Origin of the sequence: Pseudomonas sp. ERMR1:02, assembly GCF_002277815.1 — a bacterium.
Taxonomy (GTDB): Bacteria; Pseudomonadota; Gammaproteobacteria; order Pseudomonadales; family Pseudomonadaceae; genus Aquipseudomonas.
The window spans coordinates 384,898-408,961 of the sequence record NZ_NKJI01000003.1; the positions used below are offsets into that span (position 1 = coordinate 384,898).

The 24,064-nt window shown below is 58.7% G+C and carries 18 protein-coding genes and 2 pseudogenes; 14 read left to right on the forward strand and 6 right to left on the reverse strand.

Translation table 11 applies throughout. The features are described from left to right. Positions 1-31: 31 nt before the first annotated feature. The 7 genes from CES87_RS07895 to ltrA all read left to right on the forward strand — a co-directional run bounded on the left by CES87_RS07895 (position 32) and on the right by ltrA (position 7,046). Entirely contained in the window at positions 32-964 is a 933-nt protein-coding gene (locus CES87_RS07895) for a chemotaxis protein CheV (protein WP_128605685.1), read from the forward strand. Positions 965-1,010: 46 nt separating this feature from the next. Continuing rightward, positions 1,011-1,838: a protein-glutamate O-methyltransferase CheR gene (gene cheR, locus CES87_RS07900; protein WP_128605686.1), complete on the forward strand. Its 828-nt coding sequence runs from the start codon at positions 1,011-1,013 to the stop codon at positions 1,836-1,838. A gap of 352 nt (positions 1,839-2,190) precedes the next feature. Beyond that, on the forward strand, positions 2,191-2,598 hold the full coding sequence (gene flgB / locus CES87_RS07905) for a flagellar basal body rod protein FlgB (RefSeq protein WP_128605687.1): 408 nt from the start codon (positions 2,191-2,193) through the stop codon (positions 2,596-2,598). A 3-nt stretch (positions 2,599-2,601) separates the two neighbouring features. Continuing rightward, a complete protein-coding gene (flgC, locus tag CES87_RS07910) occupies positions 2,602-3,045 on the forward strand; it encodes a flagellar basal body rod protein FlgC (protein ID WP_096509466.1) in 444 nt (147 codons plus the stop codon). Positions 3,046-3,060: 15 nt separating this feature from the next. Beyond that, positions 3,061-3,783, forward strand: coding sequence for a flagellar hook assembly protein FlgD (locus CES87_RS07915; RefSeq protein ID WP_128605688.1), 723 nt, complete (start codon positions 3,061-3,063; stop codon positions 3,781-3,783). A 31-nt stretch (positions 3,784-3,814) separates the two neighbouring features. Beyond that, positions 3,815-5,140: a flagellar hook protein FlgE gene (gene flgE / locus CES87_RS07920; protein WP_128605689.1), complete on the forward strand. Its 1,326-nt coding sequence runs from the start codon at positions 3,815-3,817 to the stop codon at positions 5,138-5,140. A gap of 484 nt (positions 5,141-5,624) precedes the next feature. Then, entirely contained in the window at positions 5,625-7,046 is a 1,422-nt protein-coding gene (ltrA, locus tag CES87_RS07925; RefSeq protein WP_128605690.1) for a group II intron reverse transcriptase/maturase, read from the forward strand. Positions 7,047-7,356: 310 nt separating this feature from the next. Here the strand turns inward: ltrA and CES87_RS07935 are convergent, their stop codons facing one another. Then, complete coding sequence (locus tag CES87_RS07935) at positions 7,357-10,251, reverse strand: ribonucleoside-diphosphate reductase subunit alpha (RefSeq protein ID WP_128605692.1); 2,895 nt, start codon at positions 10,249-10,251, stop codon at positions 7,357-7,359. A 730-nt stretch (positions 10,252-10,981) separates the two neighbouring features. Here CES87_RS07935 and CES87_RS07940 point away from each other — a divergent pair. Both CES87_RS07940 and CES87_RS07945 read left to right on the forward strand, forming a co-directional pair. Beyond that, positions 10,982-11,704, forward strand: coding sequence for a winged helix-turn-helix domain-containing protein (locus CES87_RS07940; protein WP_128605693.1), 723 nt, complete (start codon positions 10,982-10,984; stop codon positions 11,702-11,704). After that, entirely contained in the window at positions 11,701-13,311 is a 1,611-nt protein-coding gene (locus CES87_RS07945; RefSeq protein WP_128605694.1) for an ATP-binding protein, read from the forward strand. Before CES87_RS07940 ends, CES87_RS07945 begins: the two co-directional genes overlap by 4 nt. 126 nt (positions 13,312-13,437) lie before the next feature. Here CES87_RS07945 and CES87_RS07955 read toward each other — a convergent pair whose 3' ends face one another. Both CES87_RS07955 and CES87_RS07960 read right to left on the reverse strand, forming a co-directional pair. Further along, a complete protein-coding gene (locus tag CES87_RS07955) occupies positions 13,438-14,163 on the reverse strand; it encodes a 4'-phosphopantetheinyl transferase (RefSeq protein WP_218196260.1) in 726 nt (241 codons plus the stop codon). Positions 14,164-14,314: 151 nt separating this feature from the next. Next, positions 14,315-15,106, reverse strand: a complete 792-nt coding sequence (locus tag CES87_RS07960) for a dienelactone hydrolase family protein (protein ID WP_128605697.1) — start codon at positions 15,104-15,106, stop codon at positions 14,315-14,317. 264 nt (positions 15,107-15,370) lie between these two features. On the opposite strand from CES87_RS07960, the gene CES87_RS07965 reads away from it, so the two are divergent. Both CES87_RS07965 and CES87_RS07970 read left to right on the forward strand, forming a co-directional pair. Then, positions 15,371-16,048: a response regulator gene (locus tag CES87_RS07965; protein ID WP_128605698.1), complete on the forward strand. Its 678-nt coding sequence runs from the start codon at positions 15,371-15,373 to the stop codon at positions 16,046-16,048. Further along, positions 16,045-17,390: pseudogene (locus CES87_RS07970) on the forward strand (ATP-binding protein). Before CES87_RS07965 ends, CES87_RS07970 begins: the two are co-directional and overlap by 4 nt. Before the next feature lie 122 nt (positions 17,391-17,512). Here CES87_RS07970 and CES87_RS07975 read toward each other — a convergent pair. Further along, the gene (locus CES87_RS07975) at positions 17,513-18,556 is read right to left on the reverse strand and encodes an AraC family transcriptional regulator (protein WP_128605699.1); all 1,044 of its coding nucleotides are present in this window, start codon (positions 18,554-18,556) and stop codon (positions 17,513-17,515) included. Between the two features lie 339 nt (positions 18,557-18,895). Between CES87_RS07975 and CES87_RS07980 the strand changes: the two genes are divergently transcribed. After that, complete coding sequence (locus CES87_RS07980; protein WP_128605700.1) at positions 18,896-20,230, forward strand: dicarboxylate/amino acid:cation symporter; 1,335 nt, start codon at positions 18,896-18,898, stop codon at positions 20,228-20,230. Positions 20,231-20,389: 159 nt separating this feature from the next. After that, a pseudogene (locus CES87_RS07985) lies at positions 20,390-21,570 on the forward strand (CaiB/BaiF CoA transferase family protein). A gap of 134 nt (positions 21,571-21,704) precedes the next feature. Here the strand turns inward: CES87_RS07985 and CES87_RS07990 are convergent. Together CES87_RS07990 and CES87_RS07995 are read right to left on the reverse strand one after the other, a co-directional pair. Beyond that, complete coding sequence (locus tag CES87_RS07990) at positions 21,705-22,199, reverse strand: SprT family zinc-dependent metalloprotease (RefSeq protein ID WP_128605701.1); 495 nt, start codon at positions 22,197-22,199, stop codon at positions 21,705-21,707. 157 nt (positions 22,200-22,356) lie between these two features. Beyond that, positions 22,357-22,959 (reverse strand): Yip1 family protein, encoded by a 603-nt coding sequence (locus CES87_RS07995; protein WP_128605702.1) that lies wholly within the window; start codon positions 22,957-22,959, stop codon positions 22,357-22,359. A 276-nt stretch (positions 22,960-23,235) separates the two neighbouring features. Between CES87_RS07995 and ttcA the strand changes: the two genes are divergently transcribed. After that, positions 23,236-24,060 (forward strand): tRNA 2-thiocytidine(32) synthetase TtcA, encoded by an 825-nt coding sequence (ttcA, locus tag CES87_RS08000; RefSeq protein ID WP_128605703.1) that lies wholly within the window; start codon positions 23,236-23,238, stop codon positions 24,058-24,060. Positions 24,061-24,064 lie beyond the last annotated feature (4 nt).

Below are 24,064 nucleotides of genomic sequence, written 5' to 3' on the forward strand. Positions count from 1 at the left end.
CAACACTTGGCGTTGGTGTAGGAGTCTGGTCATGGCTGGTGTAATGGATTCGGTGAACCAGCGCACGCAACTGGTGGGGCAGAATCGCCTTGAGCTGTTGTTGTTCCGTCTCGACGGCCAACAGCTGTATGGGATCAACGTATTCAAGGTTCGGGAGGTGCTGCAATGCCCCAAACTGACGCTGATGCCCAAGTCCAGTCCTGTCGTGTGCGGCGTGGCGAATATTCGGGGGGCGACCATTCCGATCATGGATCTGGCAATGGCGACCGGCTCCGGTGCGTTGAAGGACAAGAACAATCCCTTCGTGATCATCACGGAGTACAACACCAAGACCCAGGGGTTTCTGGTGCGTTCGGTGGAGCGCATCGTCAACATGAACTGGGAAGAGATTCATCCGCCACCCAAGGGCACCGGGCGCGATCACTACCTGACGGCTGTGACTCGGGTCGACAACCAGTTAGTCGAAATCATCGACGTCGAGAAGGTTCTGGCGGAAGTGGCGCCGACACCGGAAGCGATTTCCGTCGGCGTGGTGGATGTCGAAACCCAGCACAAAGCGCACTCGCTGCGCGTGCTGACGGTCGATGACTCATCGGTGGCACGTAAGCAGGTCACGCGTTGCCTGCAAACGATCGGTGTCGACGTGGTGGCGTTGAACGACGGCCGGCAAGCGCTGGATTACCTGCGCAAACTGGTCGACGAGGGCAAGAAGCCGGAAGAAGAGTTCCTGATGATGATCTCCGACATCGAGATGCCGGAGATGGACGGGTACACCCTGACGGCCGAGATCCGCAGCGACCCTCGCATGCAAAAGCTTCACATCATCCTGCATACTTCGTTGTCGGGAGTGTTCAATCAGGCGATGGTCAAGAAAGTCGGTGCCGATGACTTCCTGGCCAAGTTCCGTCCTGATGACCTGGCATCCCGGGTAGTCGACCGGATCAAAGCAGCAGACATCAGCTAGGGGCGTTCGGCCCCTGGCAGTCAACACGATTTTAGAGGCGGCAGCATTGTCTACGGGTAATTTGGATTTCGAACAGTTCCGGGTGTTCCTGGAAAAAGCCTGTGGCATTTTGCTCGGTGAAAATAAGCAGTATCTGGTCTCGAGCCGTCTCAACAAACTGATGGAGCAGCAAGGCATCAAGTCTCTGGGTGAGTTGGTCCAACGCATCCAGACCCAGCCGCGCAGCGGGTTGCGCGAGATGGTAGTGGACGCGATGACGACCAACGAAACCCTGTGGTTTCGTGACACCTATCCGTTTGAAGTCTTGAAGAACAAAGTGCTGCCTGAGTCGATCAAGGCCAGTCCCGGCCAGCGTCTGCGGATCTGGTCGGCGGCGTGTTCGTCGGGTCAGGAACCGTACTCGCTGTCGATGTCCATCGACGAGTTCGAGCGGGCCAATGTCGGGCAATTGAGGATGGGTGTGCAGATTGTGGCCACCGATCTGTCCGGCACCATGCTGACCAACTGCAAAACCGGCGAGTACGACAGCCTGGCCATCGGTCGCGGCCTGTCGCCCGAGCGACTGCAGCGTTATTTCGACCCGAAAGGGCCGGGACGCTGGGCCATCAAGGCGCCGATCAAGAGCCGGGTGGAATTTCGCTCGTTTAACCTGCTGGACAGCTATGCGAGTCTAGGCAAGTTCGACATCGTGTTCTGCCGCAACGTCCTGATCTACTTCTCTGCTGAAGTGAAGAAGGACATTCTGTTGCGCATTCACAGCACGTTGAAACCGGGTGGTTATCTGTTCCTCGGCGCTTCCGAAGCGCTGAACGGATTGCCGGATCATTATCAGATGGTCCAGTGCAGCCCGGGGATTATTTACCAGGCGAAGTGACCGGTTGGCGTCATCGAAAAACGGGAGTCCGCAAGGTCTCCCGTTTTTTTATGCCTGCAGACTTCTCGCCGACACCGCCTATCCCTGTAGGAGCCGGCTTGCTGGCGAAGAAGGCAGTCCAGTCGACAATACAGTGCCTGACACGCCGCCTTCGCCAGCAAGCCGGCTCCTACAGCTGATGGTGGTGTGATAGCGGCAGAAAAGCGGCATCCAGCGGAAGCCGTTTGCCGCTTTTCTGGCATTGCCGCATTGCCACTGCCCGCAAAGCCCCGTTTTATGGGCTTTTTCTAATTGGCATGACGCTTGCTATGTTCATCGTACGAAAAATCAGGTCACCCGAAGGTTTCCCGACATGAGCATCAGTTTCGATAACGCGCTCGGCATTCACGAAAAGGCTCTGGGCTTCCGCGCCCAGCGTGCCGAAGTCCTGGCCAACAACATTGCCAACGCCGACACCCCGAACTACAAGGCTCGGGATCTGGAGTTCTCGAAAGTACTCGAGGCGCAGAACGATAAAGCCAGGAACGGCACGTTCGCCTTGAACATGACCAACAGCCGCCATATCGAAGCCGAAGGCCTGGGCAATGGTGACGAGTCGCTGATGTATCGCACGCCGATGCAACCGTCGATTGACCAGAACACTGTGGACGCTCAGCTGGAGCAATCGAACTACGCGGAAAACGCAGTCAACTTCCAGGCCAGCTTCACCCTGCTCAACAGCAAATTCAAAGGGCTGATGTCGGCCCTGCGCGGAGAGTAAGTCATGTCTCTATCCAGTGTTTTCAACATTGCCGGTAGCGGCATGAGTGCGCAGACCACGCGTTTGAACACCGTCGCTTCGAACATCGCCAACGCCGAGACCGTCTCGTCGAGCATCGACCAGACCTACCGTGCGCGTCATCCGGTATTCGCCACCATGTTCCAGGGCGGCCAGAGCGGCGGCAGCGATTCGCTGTTCCAGAACCAGGAGGCCGCCGGTCAAGGTGTGCAGGTACTGGGCGTGGTCGAAGACCAAAGTAATCTCGAGGCACGCTACGAGCCGAACCATCCGGCTGCCGATGCCAAGGGCTATGTCTACTACCCGAACGTCAACGTGGTGGAAGAAATGGCCGACATGATTTCCGCGAGCCGTTCGTTCCAGACCAACGCCGAAATGATGAATACCGCCAAAACCATGATGCAGAAAGTCCTGACCCTCGGTCAGTGATAAGGGGCGACTCAGATGAGTGTTTCCGATACCACCAGTAGCTTGAGCCTCAACGATATCCTGGCCAACTCCTCGATCAAGACCACCAAGGATACCGACGCCCTGGCGTCGGCGGCGGGCAGTGCCACGGGCAAAAAGGCCTTGGGTAAGGATGCGTTCCTTCAGTTGCTGGTGACGCAACTGAAAAACCAGAACCCGCTGGAGCCTCAGGGCAACAGCGAGTTCGTGGCGCAAATGGCGCAGTTCAGTAGCCTGGAAGGCATTACCAACCTCAACAGTACCGTGAGCGGCATCGCTGGCACCTTCGGCTCATCCCAGGCATTGCAGGCCTCGTCTCTGGTGGGTCGTTCGGTCATTGCGCCGGGCGACAAGTCCGTGATGCAACAAGGCAAGAGCTTGACCGGCTCGATTGCGATACCGCAATCGGTAGCCTCGACCTCCCTGAAGATCACCGACAAGGACGGCAAGGTCGTTCGCACCATCGAGCTCGCCGACCAGAAAGCCGGCAATGCCAGCTTCACCTGGGATGGCAAGAACGATGCCGGCAACCCGGTGGAGTCGGGCACCTACACCTTCGCAGCGAACTCAACCATCGATGGCCAGAGCGTGGCGCTGGTCACTAACCTGCCAGCGACCGTCAACAGCGTGACCATCAGCCAGACCGGCGGTGAGTTGATGCTCAATCTGGCCGGGCTGAGCAGTGTCGCCCTGTCCAAAGTGCAAACCATTGGTTTATAGAGCCGACTAACACGGCACAAAGGAGTGGAATATGTCTTTCAATATCGGCCTTAGCGGTCTCTATGCAGCCAACAAACAACTGGACGTCACCGGCAACAACATCGCCAACGTCGCGACCACCGGCTTCAAATCGTCCCGTGCAGAATTCGAAGATGTGTACTCGGCGACCAAGCTGGGTTCGGGCAGCAAGACCACCGGTAGCGGTGTGCGTCTGGCCAACGTTTCCCAGCAGTTCACCCAGGGCGACATCAGTAACACCGGTAACGTATTGGACATGGGCATCAACGGCTCCGGCTTTTTTGTGCTGAACAACAGTGGCTCACTGTCTTACACCCGAGCCGGTACGTTCAAAGTCGATAAGGAAGGCTACGTCACCAACACTGACGGCACCGCGCGCCTGCAGGGCTATGGTGTGGATGCCAATGGCAAGATCCTCAATGGCGTGTTGACCGATCTGCGCATCGACACTTCGAACCTGGCGCCGAAATCCACTACCAATGTGTCGTCGACGATCAACCTGAACTCTACGGAACCGCTCATTGACCAGACTGTTGCTGCCAACAAGTTCGATCCGACCAAGTCGGCCACCTTCACCAAGCAGTTCAGTACCCCGATTTTCGACACTCAGGGTAACCAGCACACCATGGATCAATTCATGGTCAAGACGGGCCCTAACACCTGGGATACCTACACGCTGATTGATGGTCGCAACCCGGATGGCAGCGATCCTAGTCTTGCTGCTTCGCCACCGGTCCCTTCGACCATGTCGTTCGATACGAGCGGCAAGCTGGTTTCGGTCAGTACCCCGAACCCACCGGGCGCGCCGGTTGTCAGCAGCGATTTGAAGATCACCGGCTGGGTTCCGGGAAAAGTGACCAATGGTGTGTGGGCAGCCAACGGGGCCGCCGCTGACCCGGCAGGTGTGACCATTGCCATGGCCAACACCACTCAGTTCAACGCCGACACCGCGCGTTCGATTCCTACGCAGAACGGCTACGCCACTGGCCAGATCACTAACCTGACCATCGACGGCAGCGGTGTGATGCTGGCCAATTTCAGCAACTACCAGACCAAACCGATCGGTCAGCTGGCATTGGCCAGCTTCACCAACGAACAAGGTCTGCAGCCTGTGGGCGGCACCAGCTGGAAAGAAACCTACGCTTCGGGTATTGCGGGCTACGATGCACCGCAAACCGGCACTCTGGGTACGATTAATTCCAACTCCCTGGAAGAGTCCAACGTCAACGTGACCAATGAGCTGGTTGACCTGATCAAGGGGCAGAGCAACTATCAGGCGAACGCCAAGACCATCTCCACCCAGAGCACCATCATGCAGACCATCATTCAGATGACCTGATTTGGGTAACTGAAGGCGTTGCACAAGAAGCCCTTCGGAAGAGGGGCTTTTTTGTGGGTGCGCCAGGCATGGCGCGTTGCGCGCAAGCGCAACCAGCTTGGCTGTGGTGGCCTCGCTGGTGACTTGGAGGTGAAAGTCCTCTACACACCCGGCAAGGGGAAGTGTTAGCCAGAGGCAAGGGTGTCGCGGGTGACCGCGAATCTGAAGGAAGCCCGAGGCAAAATGCTGGCCTGACGAACAGGAAGCGGATAGAGGCGGCGCAGCGGGGTAAGGCGGCCCAAACCGTCAAAGCCCAATACTTGCACGGAACGCTGCGACGTAGATCCGACAGGCATAAGCAGGAAGGTCGCGCGAATTACCCTGGGAGATCTGCACGTTTGCCACTGTGCTACCGCGCGTCGAGAGGCGACGGGATGAGCGTGCAGAAGTCAGCCGAAGCCGTAGTAAGTGACGAATAACCCCGTCGCCAAGGGCCGAACAGGTTATGCCGCCAGTAGGCGTCAAAGTCTCGTTGAATACCGAAATGCAGAAATTTCTCCCAGAGAAGACTGTTACCCCGAGTCCCGGACAGTATCCGAGGATAACGGCTGGCAGCGCAAAGGTATCGGCGGCGTCTGTGACGTGGACGAACGCGGAGTCGGACATGCTTATGGAACGGGTGCTTGCACCGGCTAATCTTAGGCGTGCGTATAAACGCGTGGTCAGCAACAAGGGCGCGCCGGGTGCCGATGGCATGACGGTCGACGACTTGGCGAACTACGTGAAACAGTATTGGCCGATCCTCAAGGCACGGTTGCTGGCCGGCGAGTATCACCCGCAAGGTGTGCGCGCCGTCGACATCCCCAAACCTAAAGGTGGAACACGGCAACTGGGTATTCCCAATGTCGTGGATCGCCTGATCCAGCAGGCACTGCTGCAACAGCTCACGCCGATTTTCGATCCTCTGTTCTCGGATTACAGCTACGGTTTTCGTCCGGGCAGAAGCGCTCATCAAGCCATTGAAACTGCTCGCGGTCATGTGGCGGCAGGGCATCGCTGGTGCGTGGAACTGGATCTTGAGAAGTTCTTTGATCGGGTTAATCACGACATCCTGATGGCTTACGTGGCGCGTCAAATCGAAGATAAGCGCGTGCTCAAGTTGATCCGTCGTTACTTCGAAGCGGGAACGATGTCAGGCGGTATTGCCAGCCGACGGCAGGAGGGGACGCCGCAAGGCGGCCCGCTCTCGCCGTTGCTGTCGAACATCCTGCTCAACGAACTCGACCGCGAGCTGGAACGACGGGGCTATCGATTCGTACGCTATGCCGACGATGCGAACATCTATGTGTGCAGTCGTCGTGCTGGTGAACGAGTGATGAGAAGTGTTGAGCGCTTCCTGAATCAGCGCCTGAAACTGACGCTGAACCGGGAAAAGAGCCGTGTGGCGCGGCCCTGGGTCTGTGATTACTTGGGCTATGGGATGAGCTGGCATCAACAGCCGAGGCTGAGAGTGGCGACGACGAGTCTGGGTCGCTTGCGCGGCCGACTCAGAGATCTGCTGCGCAGAGCACGAGGCCACAAGATGGCGAATATCATCGAGCGGATAAACCCCGTGCTACGCGGATGGGCTGGCTACTTCAAGCTGAGCCAGAGCAAGCGGCCACTTGAGGAACTGGACGGCTGGGTGCGGCACAAGCTTCGTTGTGTCGTCTGGCGTCAATGGAAGCGGCCCTTTACAAGGGCGCGCAACTTGATACGTCTGGGACTCAATGAAGCGCGGGCGTGGAAATCGGCAGTCAATGGCCGAGGCCCATGGTGGAACTCGGGAGCGCCCCATATGAATCAGGCGCTACCGAAGAAGCTGTGGGATCGACTCGGGTTAGTCTCGGTACTGGATACGATAAACCGGCTTAGCCGCATAGCTTGAACCGCCGTATACGGAACCGTATGTACGGTGGTGTGAGAGGACGGCGGCTGTGAGGCCGCCTCCTACTCGATCCGGGATTTTTGTCTGGATCGGGATTTTACGTTGTTTGGGTGGGCCTCTTCGCGGGCAAGCCCGCTCCCACATCGACCGCGTACTCAAGGCGAACTCAGTTCCCTGTGGGAGCGGGCTTGCCCGCGAAGAGGCCCGTTCGCCTGGCGCATTTCTTCCAGACAAAAGAAAAACCCCCGACCAATCCAGAGGACTGATCGGGGGTTTCAGGTCAGCGCCTTTGCGCGCCTACCGGCTCAGCTTATTGGCAAGCTTCGCAATCCGGCTCGTCGATGGCGCAAGCCTTCGGTACTGGAGCAGGACCTGCTGGAGCCGCCAGGACCGAGTCGTCACCGTGGTTGCCGCCGCTGGAAACAGCGTTCAGCTTGCCGGTGTTGATGGTCGACTTCTCGGTGCTGGTCGCGGCCAGGGCACGGAGGTAGTAAGTGGTTTTCAGGCCACGGTACCAAGCCATGCGGTAGGTCACGTCCAGCTTCTTGCCCGAAGCGCCAGCGATGTACAGGTTCAGCGACTGAGCCTGGTCGATCCACTTCTGACGACGGCTAGCCGCGTCGACGATCCACTTGGTGTCCACTTCGAAGGCAGTCGCGTAGAGCTCTTTGAGTTCTTGCGGGATGCGTTCGATCTGCTGCACGGAACCGTCGTAGTACTTCAGGTCGTTGATCATGACCGAGTCCCACAGACCGCGAGCCTTGAGGTCGCGAACCAGGTACGGGTTGATCACGGTGAATTCGCCCGACAGGTTCGATTTCACATAGAGGTTCTGGTAGGTCGGTTCGATCGACTGCGACACGCCAGTGATGTTGGCGATGGTCGCGGTCGGTGCGATGGCCATGATGTTGGAGTTACGAATACCTTTCTGAACTCGGGCGCGTACAGGTGCCCAATCCAGGGTTTCGTTCAGGTCAACATCGATGTACTTCTGGCCACGGGCTTCGATCAGGATCTGTTGCGAATCCAGTGGCAGGATGCCCTTGGACCACAGCGAACCCTGGAACGTCTCGTAGGCGCCACGCTCGTCAGCCAGGTCGCAGGAAGCCTGGATCGCGAAGTAGCTGACCGCTTCCATCGACTTGTCGGCGAACTCGACGGCAGCGTCGGAACCGTAAGGGATGTGCTGCAGGTACAGCGCGTCCTGGAAGCCCATGATGCCCAGACCGACCGGACGGTGCTTGAAGTTGGAGTTCTTCGCTTGCGGCACCGAGTAGTAGTTGATGTCGATCACGTTATCGAGCATGCGCACGGCGGTGTTCACGGTGCGTTCCAGCTTGGCGGTATCCAGCTTGCCGTTGACGATGTGGTTCGGCAGGTTGATCGAGCCCAGGTTGCAAACGGCGATCTCGTCCTTGTTGGTGTTCAAGGTGATCTCGGTGCACAGGTTCGAGCTGTGAACCACGCCGACGTGCTGCTGCGGGCTACGCAGGTTGCACGGGTCTTTGAAGGTCAGCCATGGGTGGCCGGTTTCAAACAGCATGGACAGCATCTTGCGCCACAGGTCTTTGGCCTGGATGGTCTTGAACAGCTTGATCTTGCCTGGGTACTGGGACAGGGCTTCGTAGTACTCGTAACGCTCTTCGAAGGCCTTGCCGGTCAGGTCGTGCAGGTCCGGCACTTCGGATGGCGTGAACAGGGTCCACGGACCATCATCGAAGACGCGCTTCATGAACAGGTCAGGGATCCAGTTGGCGGTGTTCATGTCGTGGGTACGACGACGATCGTCACCGGTGTTCTTGCGCAGCTCGATGAACTCTTCGATGTCCATGTGCCAGGTTTCCAGGTAGGCACACACAGCGCCCTTGCGCTTGCCACCCTGGTTAACGGCGACGGCGGTGTCGTTCACTACTTTCAGGAACGGCACAACGCCCTGGGATTTGCCGTTGGTGCCCTTGATGTACGAACCCAGTGCACGAACCGGCGTCCAGTCGTTGCCCAGGCCACCGGCGAATTTCGACAACATGGCGTTGTCGTGGATCGCGTGGTAGATGCCCGACAGGTCATCCGGCACGGTGGTCAGGTAGCAGCTCGACAGCTGTGGACGCAGGGTGCCGGCGTTGAACAGGGTAGGGGTCGACGACATGTAGTCGAAGGACGACAGCAGGTTGTAGAACTCGATCGCACGGTCTTCTTTGTGCTTCTCTTCGATCGCCAGGCCCATGGCCACGCGCATGAAGAAGATCTGCGGCAGTTCGAAGCGCACGCCATCCTTGTGGATGAAGTAACGGTCGTACAGGGTTTGCAGGCCCAGGTAAGTAAACTGCTGGTCGCGCTCGTGGTTGATCGCCTTGCCCAGTTTTTCCAGGTCGAAGGTGGCCAGGACCGGGTTCAGCAATTCGAATTCGATACCCTTGGCGATGTAGGCAGGCAGAGCCTTGGCGTACAGATCGACCATTTCGTGGTGAGTGGCGCTCTCGGCAACACCGAGGAAGCCCAGGCCTTCGGCACGCAGGGTGTCCATCAGCAGGCGAGCGGTGACGAACGAGTAGTTCGGCTCACGTTCAACCAGGGTACGGGCGGTCATCACCAGAGCGGTGTTGACGTCGGTCAGGGCCACGCCGTCGTACAGGTTTTTTAGTGTTTCGCGCTGGATCAGGTCGCCGTCGACTTCTTCCAGTCCTTCGCACGCTTCGGTGACGATGGTGTTCAGGCGGCCCATGTCGAGTGGAGCAAAGGTGCCATCGGCGCGGGTGATGCGGATCGACGGGTGAGCGTTTACCGCTTCCTCGGCCGGGGCGTGGGCAGCGCGTTCTTTCGAGCGACCGTCACGGTAGATCACGTAGTCGCGAGCGACTTTCTGCTCGCCGGCACGCATCAGGGCCAGTTCGACCTGGTCCTGGATTTCTTCGATGTGAATGGTGCCGCCCGAAGGCATGCGGCGTTTGAAGGTTGCAGTGACCTGTTCGGTCAGGCGGGCAACGGTGTCGTGGATTCGCGACGATGCGGCAGCGGTGCCACCTTCAACTGCGAGAAACGCTTTGGTGATAGCGACGGTGATCTTGTCATCGGTGTAAGGAACGACAGTGCCGTTACGCTTGATCACGCGCAGCTGGCCAGGCGCGGTGGCGGACAGATCCGAATTCGAATCAGCGGCCTGCGGCAAGGTGCCCTGCGGGTTCTCGCGAGTTGTGTCGGTTTGCATGGGTGTCTCCACGTTCTCTATGTTTGTTTGGGCACCATCACGGTGCCCACCGTTCCGTCCTGAAGCACTACAACCGGCGAAGGCCGGGCATAACAACTTCAGGACAGTAGGAAGGGTGCTATTGGGCGCCGCTTCCATGCCGAAGTCTTTGATCTCACGCCTTTGGCTTGAAACCTGGGTCCTTTAAGGTGACAGTTGGGACTGCAACACCCGTACCGTTTTCACCGCTTTGGGCCGAAATACAGTAGCCATCCGCACGCGCGGTTTGGTCTTTTAAAAATACGTTTGGTTCAACCGGATAGAGGCAAGAAAAGCGCTTGAAATTGGTGTCCGGTTTGTGTTTGGTTTTTTGCGCAAAACCCTACATCTAGGGTTTTTTTGGCGCTGAGCTACAAGATAATGCGTTTTAGGGGGGATTGCAACGTACTACCTGTGGATAAACCTGTGCGTAAATTGTGTGTGAAAGACCTAATCGGCGTGTAGGCCGCGATGCTGCTGGACCGAACCTTTTTTCATCATTTTTCAACGATCGAAAACGCCCGGACGGATTTTTAAGGGCGCGAACCCTATCACAAAAAACCGCCGTGTCCGAACGCATTTACCAGCTTGTGTTCTGCGCAGGTGACGTTTATACAATCGGCCAGCCCGTAGGAAATTTAACCTCTCCAATCATTACAAAGAGACGGGCAGATCCTTCCTTATTAGAGTTCTTGGCAAGTAGAGGTTACCCGTGGAGCAACAAGCCTGGCAGGTATTGATTGTGGAGGACGACCAGCGTCTGGCCGAGCTGACCCGCGATTACCTGGAAGCCAATGGCCTGTGTGTGTCGATCGAGGGCAATGGCGCCCTGGCGGCGGCGCGCATCATCAAGGAGCAGCCGGACCTGGTGATCCTCGACCTGATGCTCCCGGGCGAAGATGGCCTGAGCATTTGCCGCAAAGTCCGCGACCGTTATGACGGCCCGATCCTGATGCTCACCGCGCGCACCGACGATACCGACCAGATTCTCGGCCTCGACCTGGGCGCCGACGACTACGTGTGCAAACCGGTGCGCCCGCGCTTGCTGCTGGCGCGCATCCAGGCGTTGCTGCGTCGCAGTGAAACACCGGAGGTCGTCCCGCAAAAACAACGGCGCCTGCAGTTCGGTCCCTTGGTGGTGGACAACGCGTTGCGCGAAGCCTGGCTAAACGACAACGGCATCGAACTGACCAGCGCCGAGTTCGATTTGCTTTGGCTGTTGGTGGACAACGCGGGACGCATTCTGTCCCGGGAAGAAATCTTCACCGCGCTGCGCGGCATCGGCTATGACGGCCAGGACCGCTCAATCGACGTGCGTATCTCGCGCATCCGCCCCAAAATCGGCGATGACCCGGATCATCCACGGCTGATCAAGACCGTGCGCAGCAAAGGCTACCTGTTCGTTCCCGAGGCCTGCGTAGACCCATCCCTGTGAACTCGATCTTCCTGCGCATCTATGGCGGCATGTGCGCCGCGCTGGTTCTGGTGGCGGTGCTTGGCGTGCTGGCGTTGCACATGCTTAACCAGGTGCGTAGCGAGCAGTATCGCGAACGTCTGGCCCATGGCACGTTTTCGCTGATGGCCGACAACCTGCAACCGATGAACCAGACCGAGCGCCACCGGGCACTGGTGGTGTGGGAGCGGCTGCTGGGGATTCCGCTGGCGCTGAAAACCTTCAATGAGACCGACCTCGACCTCACCCAGCGTACCCGCGTGCTGCGTGGCCAGGCGCTGGTGGAGCAAACCGGTCCGCATGCGGCGAAGGTTTACCGTCTCATCAGTGACAAGGAACAGCTTGTACTCACCGGGGAAGTGCAACAGATCAGCGAGCAATTGGCCCGGGCGACGATTTACCTGTTGGCTGACGAACTGGTGCGTTACCCGGTGGGTGAGCAACCGGTACGCCTGGCGCAATTGAAGCAGGACAAGGGCTTTGGTTTCGACTTGCGGCTGGTCACGGTTGAAGATGCCGACATGGACGAAGACCAGAGTCGTCGGGTGTCGGAAGGCGACACGGTGATGGCGCTGGGCAAGGGCGGCGATTCGATCCGGGTGTTCGCCGGCATGGTCGGCACGCCGTGGGTGCTGGAAATCGGCCCGTTGTATCAGATGAATCCTTATCCGCCGGAATGGCTGGTGCTGATCGCCGCGCTGGGCTTGACCTTGATTGGTTTGATCGTCTACCTGCTGGTGCGTCAGCTGGAGCGCCGCTTGCGCGGTCTGGAAGCGGCGGCCACGCGCATCGCCAAGGGCAGCCTGGAAACCCGCGTGCCGACGCGCGGTGCGGACTCCGTGGGACGGCTGGCCTCGGCGTTCAACGGCATGGCCGAGCACCTGCAGCAATTGCTGGCGATCCAGCGTGAACTGGTGCGCGCCGTGTCCCACGAATTGCGCACGCCGGTAGCGCGCTTGCGCTTTGGCCTGGAAATGATCGGCTCGGCCACCACCCCGCAAGCCCTGGAAAAATACTGCGAGGGTATGGATCACGATATCGAGGATCTCGACCGTCTGGTGGACGAAATGCTGACCTATGCGCGGCTGGAGCAAGGCTCGCCGGCACTGAATTTTCAACGCATCGACCTGGATGCGCTGGTCAATCAGGTGATCGAGGAGCTGGCGCCGTTGCGCGCCGATGTCATGGTGCAGCGGGGCTTGTGCCTGTCGGCCGCCGATTGTGACGACGCTTGGGTCGAGGCTGAGCCGCGCTACTTGCATCGGGCGCTGCAGAACCTTGTGAGCAACGCCATGCGCCATGCGCATTCACGGGTGTCCATCAGCTATCAGGTGGGGCAACAGCGCTGCCGGGTGGATGTCGAGGACGATGGGCCGGGCGTGCCGGAAATCGCCTGGGAGAAAATCTTCACCCCGTTCCTTCGTCTCGATGACAGCCGCACCCGTGCATCGGGCGGGCATGGGTTGGGGTTGTCGATTGTGCGGCGCATCATCCATTGGCATGACGGGCGAGCGTTGATCGGCAAGAGCAAAAGCCTGGGCGGCGCTTGCTTTAGTTTGAGTTGGCCGCGGAATCAGGAGAAACGTTGAGATGTGCGGTGAATGTTCCACCGCCTTCGCGAGCAAGCCCGCTCCCACATTTGATCTGTGTCGTACACAAAACCAATGTGGGAGCGGGCTTGCTCGCGAAGATGCCTTCACAGGCGCCGAAAATCTTCAGGCCTTGATGCTGACCAGGCTCAACAACTGCCCATCCCGCACCCCGAATTGCGCATCCAGCTCCGTACCGTTGCGCCATTCACTGGACAGATCGGTCAGCAGCCGCAATCGCACCTCACCCGCCTCGGTCCACTCCAGCACTTCGGCGTGTTCAAAGTAGAAACGTTGCTGGACGATCGGATAGAGCGCCTTGAACAGGCTTTCCTTAACCGAAAAGGTCAGGGTCACCAGCAACGCCAGTTGATCGCGACAGCCAGCGGCCATGCGCTGAAGCTCAGGCCTGGTGAGGATTTCCCCGGCCAGGCGTTCGGCGCGTTCGGCGTTGAGCAGGTTTTCCATGTCCATACCCAAGCCGCGCCAATGGCTTTTCTTCGCGACAATCGCCGCGGCGCGTCCGGTGCTGTGGGTGATCGAGCCGGTGATATGCACTGGCCACACAGGCGCCCGGTCTTCGCCGATGGCCGGGCTGAAACTCAGGCCTTCCAGTTGTTGCAATGCAGCTCGCGCGCAAACCCGTCCGGCGAGAAACTCCGCCTGACGTTTAGCAACGGAACGCTGAATGCTCGCCGGCGCCTCGATGGCGCTGCGCTGGAAATCATCGCTGAGCAGTCGAGCGGTGTTGAAGTGGGTACTCAACAGCACCGCATCGGGCAGCACAAACGGCAGCGGCCAGTGAGCATCGAGGGGAGTGCAGCAGGCGGGCAGGGCGGGGATGGAATTCATGTCAGGCATTTTGCCGGGTTGCCTTGCGGCTGGGTAGTCCTGACGCTAGATCGCGTTATCGTTCTTCGCGGGCAAGCCTCGCTCCTACAGGGACAACTGAATTCTGTAGGAGCGAGACTTGCCCGCGAAAGCCGCACCGCGGTCTATCTGATTAACCAAAGATCTTCTTGAAAAACGCCTGCATATCCGCCCACGACGATTCATCCGCCGCTTTGTTGTAACCAATATCCGGGCCGCCATGATCGCCATGGCTCAAGCGATCGGCGTCAGGATTACTGAAACCGTGCTTGGCGCCGTCAAGGCTGACGAATTTGTAGTCGGCGCCGGCCTTGTCCATCTCGGCCTTGAAGGCGGTAACGTTTTCCGGCGTCACCATGCTGTCCAGCGCGCCGTGCTCGACCAGAATTTTCGCTTTCACGCTACCAGGCGTTGCCGGAGTATTGGTCGCCAGCGCGCCGTGGAAACTCACCACACCCGCCAGCGGCACACCCTGGCGCGCGGCATTGAGCACTACAGCGCCACCGAAGCAGTAACCGATGGCGGCCACCTTGTTCGGGTCGGTTTGCGGCTGTTTCTTCAGCAAGTCGAGCCCGGCCTGAAAGCGCGCACTGGACGCAGCACTGTCTTTCATTGCAGCTTGCATGAACGCCATGGCGTCCTTGGGATGTTCAGTGTTCTTGCCATCGCCATACATGTCGATGGCCAGGGCGCTGTAGCCCAGACCGGCCAGATCGCGGGCGCGGCGCTTGGTGTAATCGTTGAGCCCCCACCATTCATGCACCACCACGACACCGGGGCGCGGGCCTTTGATCGCATCGTCGTAGGCGTAATAACCGATCAATTTGGTGCCGTCGGTGCTTTGGTAGGGGATTTCCTGGGTCTTGATAGCGGCCTGGCTGAGCCCGCTCAAGGACAGAAAGAGGAAGGCGAGGAACATGCGCATGGTCGATCTCCTGTTGAAATTCATCGGAACACTCTCATCGGAACACTCGGATCGGATTGATCAGCTTAGATTCAGATTGCGTTCAGGGGGAGTTCAGGGCGGGGTAAGTAACCTTGTCGACACCAAAAGCGCTACGATTTGACGGGTATCAGCAAGCAGTCGTGATATTAGCCAACGCAACGCGCGTGCCTTTGATACATGCCTTTGGGAAAATGCCTTTGGGTATGTCGTGCCTCTGGAGCTGTTGATTTGCAGGAGAGCCTTATGAAATTACTGGTCGTCGAAGATGAAGCGCTGTTGCGCCATCACCTGCAAACCCGTTTGACGGAAAGCGGCCATGTGGTCGAGTCCGTGGCCAATGCCGAGGAGGCGCTGTATCAGACCGAACAGTTCAACCATGACCTGGCGGTGATCGATCTCGGTCTGCCGGGCATGAGCGGCCTGGATCTGATCCGTCAGTTGCGCTCGGGGGGCAAGACCTTTCCGATCCTGATTCTTACAGCGCGCGGCAACTGGCAGGACAAGGTCGAAGGTCTCGCTGCCGGGGCCGACGACTATGTGGTCAAACCGTTCCAGTTCGAGGAACTGGACGCCCGGCTCAACGCGTTATTACGCCGTTCCAGCGGGTTTACCCAGTCGACCATCGTCGCCGGGCCGTTGTTGCTCGATCTCAATCGCAAGCAGGCGTCCCTCGACGATCAACCGCTGGCGCTGACGGCCTACGAATACCGCATCCTCGAATACCTGATGCGCCATCACCAGCAAGTAGTGGCCAAGGACCGCTTGATGGAGCAGTTGTACCCGGATGACGACGAGCGCGATCCGAACGTGATCGAAGTGCTGGTCGGCCGTCTGCGACGCAAACTCGAGGGAACAGCCGGGTTCAAGCCGATCGATACGGTTCGCGGCCTCGGCTACCTGTTCAATGAGCGCTGCACTTGATTCGTTCTCTTCGTGTTCGCTTGATGCTCGCCGCCACGATCCTGGCGGTGTTGTTCATGCTGGCGCTGTTGCCGGCGATGCAGGGTGCGTTCAGCCTGGCGCTGCAGGATTCCATCGAGCAGCGCCTGGCGTCCGACGTGACGACGCTGATCTCCGCCGCCCGCGTGGAAAACAACCACTTGCAGATGCCGGCGCAATTGCCTGACGAACGATTTAACCTGACCGATAGCCGTTTGCTCGGTTACATCTACGACCGTGAAGGTCACCTGGTCTGGCGTTCCAGGGCCACCCAGGAAGAGATGATCAATTACAAACCGCGTTATGACGGGCGCGGTAACGAGTTCGCCAGAATCAGCGAAGCCAATGGCCAGGAGTTCTTCGTCTATGACGTGGAGGTCAAGTTGCTGGGGGCAAGAGTGCGGCGTTCAGCATTGTTGCGCTGCAACCGGTTCGCGAGTACGAACTGACCCTCGAAGGCCTGCGCGAAAACCTCTATCTGGGCTTCGGCGCAGCGTTGCTGGTGCTGCTGGCGTTGCTCTGGATCGGCCTGACCTGGGGCTTGCAGGCATTGCGCCGGCTCAGTCAGGAACTGGACGAAATCGAAAGTGGTGCCCGCGAAAGCCTCAGCGAGCAACACCCCCGCGAACTGCTGCGTCTGACCGGCTCGCTGAACCGCTTGTTGCACAGCGAGCGCGACCAGCGTAGCCGTTACCGTGATTCGCTCGACGATTTGGCGCACAGCCTGAAAACCCCGCTGGCGGTGCTGCAGGGGGTCAGCGAGGACATGGCGCAACGCCCTGAGGATCGCGATCAGGCTTGGGTTCTGCAAACCCAGATCGAGCGCATGAGCCAGCAGATCAGCTATCAATTGCAGCGCGCCAGCCTGCGTAAAAGCGGCCTGGTGCGTCATCAGGTTCGCTTGCGTCCGGTACTGAAAAGCCTGTGCGACACCCTGGACAAGGTCTACCGCGACAAGCGCGTGCGGGTGGCACTGGATCTGCCGCAGGAGTGTTACGTGCCAATCGAGCAGGGCGCCTTGCTGGAGATGATGGGCAACCTGCTGGAGAACGCTTATCGCCTGTGCCTGGGCGAAGTGCGCATCAGCGTGCGGCAGACCCTGAGCGGCATCGAGTTGTGCGTCGAAGACGATGGCCCCGGTGTCCCGCCCGACCAGCGTGCGCGAATCCTGCAAAGAGGTGAGCGGCTGGATCGGCAGCATCCCGGGCAAGGCATTGGCCTGGCGGTGGTCAAGGACATTATCGAAAGCTACAGCGCTAAACTGACCCTGGGGGATTCACCCTTGGGCGGGGCGGCGTTCAGGATTCTGTTTCCGGTGGTCTAGAATATGATCGTTCCCACGCGCAGCAAAGGAATGCAGCCCGGGACGCTCCGCGTCCCAGAAGCGGACGCAGAGCGTCCATTGAGGCATTCCCACGCAGAGCGTGGGAACGATCATTGTGTAGCTCAATTTTCCTGCGCGCGGTAGGCCCCAGGTGTAAGCCCCGTCCACTTCTTGAACGCCCGATGAAATGCCGACGGCTCGGAAAATCCCAGTTGCTCGGCGATCTGCTGCAATGGCAGATCGTTGCGGCTCAGGTGATAGATCGCAATGTCGCGACGCAACTGGTCCTTCAACTCCTGAAAACTGGTGCCTTCTTCACGCAGATGCCGACGCAGCGTCTGCGGGCTGATGTGCAGGTGCGCGGCCACGGCTTCCAGGTCCGGCCAGTGTGAACTGTCGCGACCGAGCAAACGTCGCAACTGACTGCTCAGGCTGTGGCCATTATCCGGTCGCGATAGCAGATCGGCAGGAGAGCGCTCAAGGTAATGCTTGAGGGTGCGTTCGTCCTGCAACAGTGGCATATCAAGGTAACGACTGTGAAACAGCAGACTGCTCTGCGCGGTGGTGCTTTTTACTGTCGTGCTCTTTGTTGTGGTGCTCTTTGTTTTAAAAAAATCCAGCGCACAGGAGAACAGCAAATCATATTCGGCCCCGTGTTCCGGTCGCGGGTAGCTGAATGTGGCTTGCTCCAGGCGAATGCGCTGGCCGATCAGCCAGCTGCCGAACCGGTGCCAGATCACCAACAGATATTCGGTGAGGAAATGGTCCGGGTCCCAGAGTTGCGAATCGTCCAGGCTCAGGCGAATCATTTCGCCTTCGTGCATCAGGGTCAGGCGCGGGGCGCCGGGGAATAGGCTATAAAACAATAAGCCGCGTTTGAGTGCCTTCTCCAGATTACGGCAATGAATCACGGCATGGCACATCATCGCGAAGCTGCCCGATTTGCTCGGGGCATGCCCGAACCCCAGGTATTCGTCGTCCAGTGCCAGCCACAGCGCCTGGATCAGTTGGGTGAATTGCTCCGGTGCGATGCGCGCCCGCGGCTCGTCGAGCAGCTCGGGGCTGATCCCCAATTGCTGCAACAGGCCCGAATAGTCGTAGCCATGCCGTTGCGCGCCGCGCAGGACTGCACGGGCGAAATGACTGGCGATGGTGCGTTCGCGCATAACAGGCACATCCATCCATTGAGCGACGGATGGTAGCTGCGGTTTCAGCAAATGAACAAGGCGGATATCCGCCAAATTGCAGGACGCGGTTTGGTCAATGGGCGGAAATCCGCCACCGCACTGTAACCGTTTGCTGGCAAAGAAAAACCTGAAGCCCTGATATCAAAAGGTTTGTAGGACGATTCGCGGTAGGTGGCACGGGCTTTGCGATGTAACTGGCAGATGCTTGCCGACGCGCAGCTCGAAAAAACAAATCCCTCCAGTGCAGGAGGGTTCGCAAATGAGGTGTCGTGGACAACGGATGGATGTTGTCACCGCGCGCTCTTGAGGAACTTTGCAATGACGACTCGTCAGCCACTGTACAAATCCCTGTATCTCCAGGTGATCGTTGCAATTGTCATCGGTATTTTGCTCGGTCACTTCTATCCACAGCTCGGTGTGGCCGTTAAGCCGCTGGGTGACGGGTTCATCAAACTGATCAAAATGATCATCGCCCCGATCATCTTCTGCACCGTCGTCAGCGGTATCGCTGGCATGCAGGACATGAAGTCGGTTGGCAAGACCGGCGGTTACGCGCTGCTGTATTTCGAAATCGTTTCGACCATCGCCTTGCTGGTGGGTCTGCTCGTGGTCAACATCGTGCAGCCAGGTGCCGGCATGCACATCGATGTAACTACTCTGGATGCCTCCAAAGTCGCTACGTACGTTGCGGCCGGTGCCGATCAAAGCGTGATCGGCTTCCTCCTGAACGTGATTCCCGCCACCATCGTCGGCGCGTTCGCCACGGGCGACATCCTGCAAGTGCTGATGTTCTCGGTGATCTTCGGTTTCGCCTTGCATCGCCTGGGTGCCTACGGCAAGCCGATCCTGGACTTCATCGATCGTTTCGCCCACGTGATGTTCAACATCATCAACATGATCATGAAGCTCGCGCCGATCGGTGCCTTCGGTGCCATGGCCTTCACCATCGGTGCTTATGGTGTCGGCTCGCTGGTGCAGCTGGGTCAACTGATGGCCTGCTTCTACATCACCTGTGTGCTGTTTGTCCTGATCGTGCTGGGCGGTATCGCTCGCGCTCACGGCTTCAGCGTGCTGAAAGTGATCCGCTACATCCGTGAAGAACTGCTGATCGTGCTGGGTACGTCCTCTTCGGAATCGGTACTGCCACGCATGCTGATCAAGATGGAGCGTCTGGGCGCGCAGAAATCCGTCGTGGGTCTGGTGATCCCGACCGGTTACTCGTTCAACCTCGACGGTACTGCGATCTACCTGACCATGGCGGCCGTGTTCATTGCCCAGGCAACTGACGCCCACATGGACATCACGCACCAGATTACCCTGCTGGTGGTGTTGCTGCTGTCCTCCAAAGGCGCTGCCGGTGTCACCGGTTCGGGCTTCATCGTACTGGCGGCTACCCTATCCGCCGTCGGCCATCTGCCGGTTGCCGGCCTGGCGCTGATCCTCGGTATCGACCGCTTCATGTCCGAGGCCCGTGCCCTGACCAACCTGATCGGTAACGCCGTTGCCACTCTGGTAGTGGCCAAGTGGGTCAAGGAACTGGACACCGACGTGTTGCACGCCGAACTGGCTTCTGGCGGTCGCGGTATTGCTGACGAGCGTGCAGAAGACGACCTGGGTGTGGCCGAAGGCCCGACCCCCAGCAACGTAAAGTAAACAACGTCAAGAAAACTTCTGTGCAATAAAAAACCCGCTTCGGCGGGTTTTTTATTGCCCGGGTTTGAGCGCAACGGTCAGCGCGACTGGCGCATAAGGTGATTGCTCCAGGGCGTTCGGCTGCCTAGTCTGGAAGACATCATATGGGGGAGAACGTTCATGCTCGGTCCACTGGCATCACTCAAGGTTCTGGATTTCTCGACACTATTGCCGGGGCCGTTCGCCTCACTGTTGCTGGCGGACATGGGCGCCGAGGTGCTGCGTATCGAGTCGCCGACGCGCATGGATCTGCTGCGTGTGCTGCCGCCTCACGATCAGGGCGTTTCGGCCAGCCATGCCTACCTCAATCGCAACAAGCGCAGCCTGGCGCTGGACCTCAAACAGCCTGAGGCGCTGGAGGTGATCAAGCATTTGCTCAAGGACTACGACATCGTGCTGGAGCAGTTTCGCCCCGGCGTCATGGAGCGTTTGGGCCTGGGCTATGAAGCCTTGAAGGCGATCAACCCGAAGCTGATCTATGTGTCGATCACCGGTTACGGACAGACCGGTCCCTATAAGGATCGCGCCGGTCATGACATCAATTATCTGGCGCTGGCCGGGCTGGCGAGCTACACCGGCCGCGCCGACAGCGGACCGCTGCCGTTGGGGGCGCAGGTGGCGGATGTCGCCGGTGGTTCGCTCCACGGCGTGATCGGCCTGTTGGCGGCGGTGATCGCCCGGCAGCAAACCGGACAGGGGCAGCATCTGGATGTGAGCATGACCGACTGCGCGTTCAGCCTGAACGCCATGGCCGGTGCCGGGTATCTGGCCTGTGGCGTCGAGCCGGAGCGGGAAGATCAGATGCTCAATGGCGGCAGCTTCTACGACTATTACCGTTCGCGGGATGGGCGCTGGTTATCGGTGGGCAGCCTGGAACCGGGCTTCATGAAACAGCTGTGTGTGGCGTTGGGGCTGGAAGAACTGGCGAGCCTCGGCCTGTCACCGCAATCGGCGCAGCAGAAAAAGCTCAAGGACGCGCTGAAGCTCGAATTCGAAAAATATGACTTTGCCGAATTGTGTGCGCTGTTTGCCGAGCTGGATGCCTGTGTCGAGCCGGTGTTGAGTCTGGGAGAAGCAGTGCAGCATCCGCAGCTGCAGGCGCGAGAATTGGTGACTCAGGTGCCGCGTGGCGATGGGTCGAGTCAGGCGCAGTTGGCTTGCCCGTTGAAGTTTTCAGACGGTTTGCCGCAGCCCAGGCATATTGGCGCGGCGCTGGGGCAGCATACGGATCAGGTGTTGGGGAGTTGGGGTTCAGCGCTGAGCGAATTGAAGCCCTGCGGCGTGCCAAGGTTATTCTCTAGCGCCTGTACCGGCCTCATCGCGGGCAAGCCCGCTCCCACAGTGACCGGAGTTGCTCACAAATTTTGTAATTAAAGCTGATCCCTGTGGGAGCGGGCTTGCCCGCGATGAGGCCGTGGAGGCACCACATATTTTGCTACTCGACCCGCATCTCCCCACTAAACACCAACGTACTGCGGCAACGCCGACACAAATACCGTCGCCCCTGCCTCACCAGGCCATGACGCTGGGCCGAAAACGGGAAGTCGCTGTCGACGCACGGGCATTTGTAGATGTAGCGGGTCACGCTGCGGCGTTTGACGTCGTAGGTGTGGCAACGATTGGGCGGCAGTTCGTAAACGCCGCGCATGATCAATTGCCACTCTTCGCCATGGGGCTGGATGCGGTCGCCGAACAGTTGATGGGCGATCAGGTGAGCGACTTCGTGAGCGACGGTCTGCTTGAGGAAGTCTTCGGTGTTTTCCCGGTACAACTGCGGGTTGAAACGCAGCAGATTCTCGTGCAAATGCGCGACGCCGGCTTTTTGCCCGCGCAGCTTGAGGCTCACCACGGGGCGTTTGAAAGGTCGTTTGAAAAAGGATTCGGCTTGTTGGAAACAGTCTTCGACGCGGGAATTGAGTTGCTCGGGCATGCTTGATGTATCTCCAGAGACGTTGAGTATGCCGCAACCCCAGGGCCTTGCGAATCGTCCAAGCGCCGAATGGTCGTTGCCGTTCCAGTTGCTCAAGCATTAAAAGGCCGCCTTGCGGCGGCCTGTGTCGGCAGATCTAGTTTTTTGTGGTGAGCTGCTAATTCGTATAGACCGGCCCCACGCCGAGTCCCCAGACAATCACGGTGAACGCCATGATGGCCACCAGTACCACCAGGCCTACGGCGAGCACAGAGCTGGAAAACAGGAATCCCTCATCGGTTGGAATGTTCATGAACGTCGGTAGCCCGACATACAGCAGGTAGACGGTGTAACAGATCGCCGCGGTGCCGATGATCATCCCCAGCCACAAGTGTGGATACAGCGCCGCCAGACCGCCAATGAACAGCGGTGTCGCGGTATAGGTCGCAAACGCTACGCAGCGGGCCAGGCTAGGGTTGGCGTCATAGGTGCGGGCCATCCAGTGGATAAACGCCCCCATTACTGCAACTCCGCCGAGCATCGCCACGTAAGACATGATCGACATCCATAGTGCGCTTTCCATCGTCAGCATTACGGGCGCCCGGCTGCCGATGACCCAACCAACCTTTGTGGTGCCGATAAACGCCGCCACAGCAGGAATGGCCGCCAGTATCAGCGTATGGGTCAGGTACATGTGGCTGATGCTTTCCTCCTGGTCGCCACGGATGTCTTTCCATTCTTGGTCAGGGTGGGTGAAGAGCCCCACTACGTGATGGATCATGCCAGTCACTCCTCTTGTTTTTACCGTCGCCCCCCAGTGGAGCGCCTACGGGCCAATGGCCAAGTAAGTAATAGGTCTAGATTGGTATGCGACCTTATGACGGAGTATAGGAAGGACTTAACCTCACAAGGTGTATGGGCTTAGAGCAAATCGCGCTGTAAAACGCTGGCTTAATCGCACTTGTGTCTGTAGAGAGGCAATCCGTCAGAACGCTTCGCCCCTGAACGGTTTTTGCGTAAAATGCGCGCCTTTCGTCACACCTCACGGATTCGCGTCATGGGCACTCTTACGGTCAACCAGAACAAACTGCAAAAGCGCCTTCGCCGTCAGGCCGGTGAAGCTGTCGCCGATTTCAACATGATTGAAGACGGCGACAAGGTCATGGTCTGCCTGTCCGGCGGCAAGGACAGCTACACCATGCTCGACGTGCTGATGCACTTGCAGAAGGTCGCGCCGATCAAGTTCGAAATCGTGGCCGTGAACATGGACCAGAAGCAGCCGGGCTTCCCCGAGCACATCCTGCCGGCCTACCTGAAAGAGCTGGGCATCGAGTATCACATTGTCGAGAAAGACACCTACTCGGTGGTCAAGGAGCTTATTCCTGAAGGGAAAACCACCTGCTCGCTGTGCTCGCGTTTGCGTCGCGGCACGCTCTACACCTTCGCCGACGAAATCGGCGCGACCAAAATGGCCCTCGGTCACCATCGTGACGACATCATCGAGACCTTCTTCCTTAACATGTTCTTCAACGGTTCGCTCAAGGCGATGCCGCCGAAACTACGGGCTGACGACGGTCGCAACGTGGTGATCCGTCCGCTGGCCTACTGCAACGAGAAAGACATCCAGGCCTATTCGGATCTCAAGCAATTCCCGATCATCCCGTGCAACCTCTGTGGCTCTCAAGAAAACCTGCAGCGTCAGGTGGTCAAGGAAATGCTGCTGGACTGGGAACGCAAGACCCCGGGCCGTACCGAAAGCATCTTCCGCAGCCTGCAGAACGTGATCCCGTCGCAATTGGCGGATCGTAATCTGTTCGATTTCACCAGCCTCAAGATCGACGAGACGGCAGCTTCGCGCTTCGTCAACGTCGTAAACCTCTAACCAA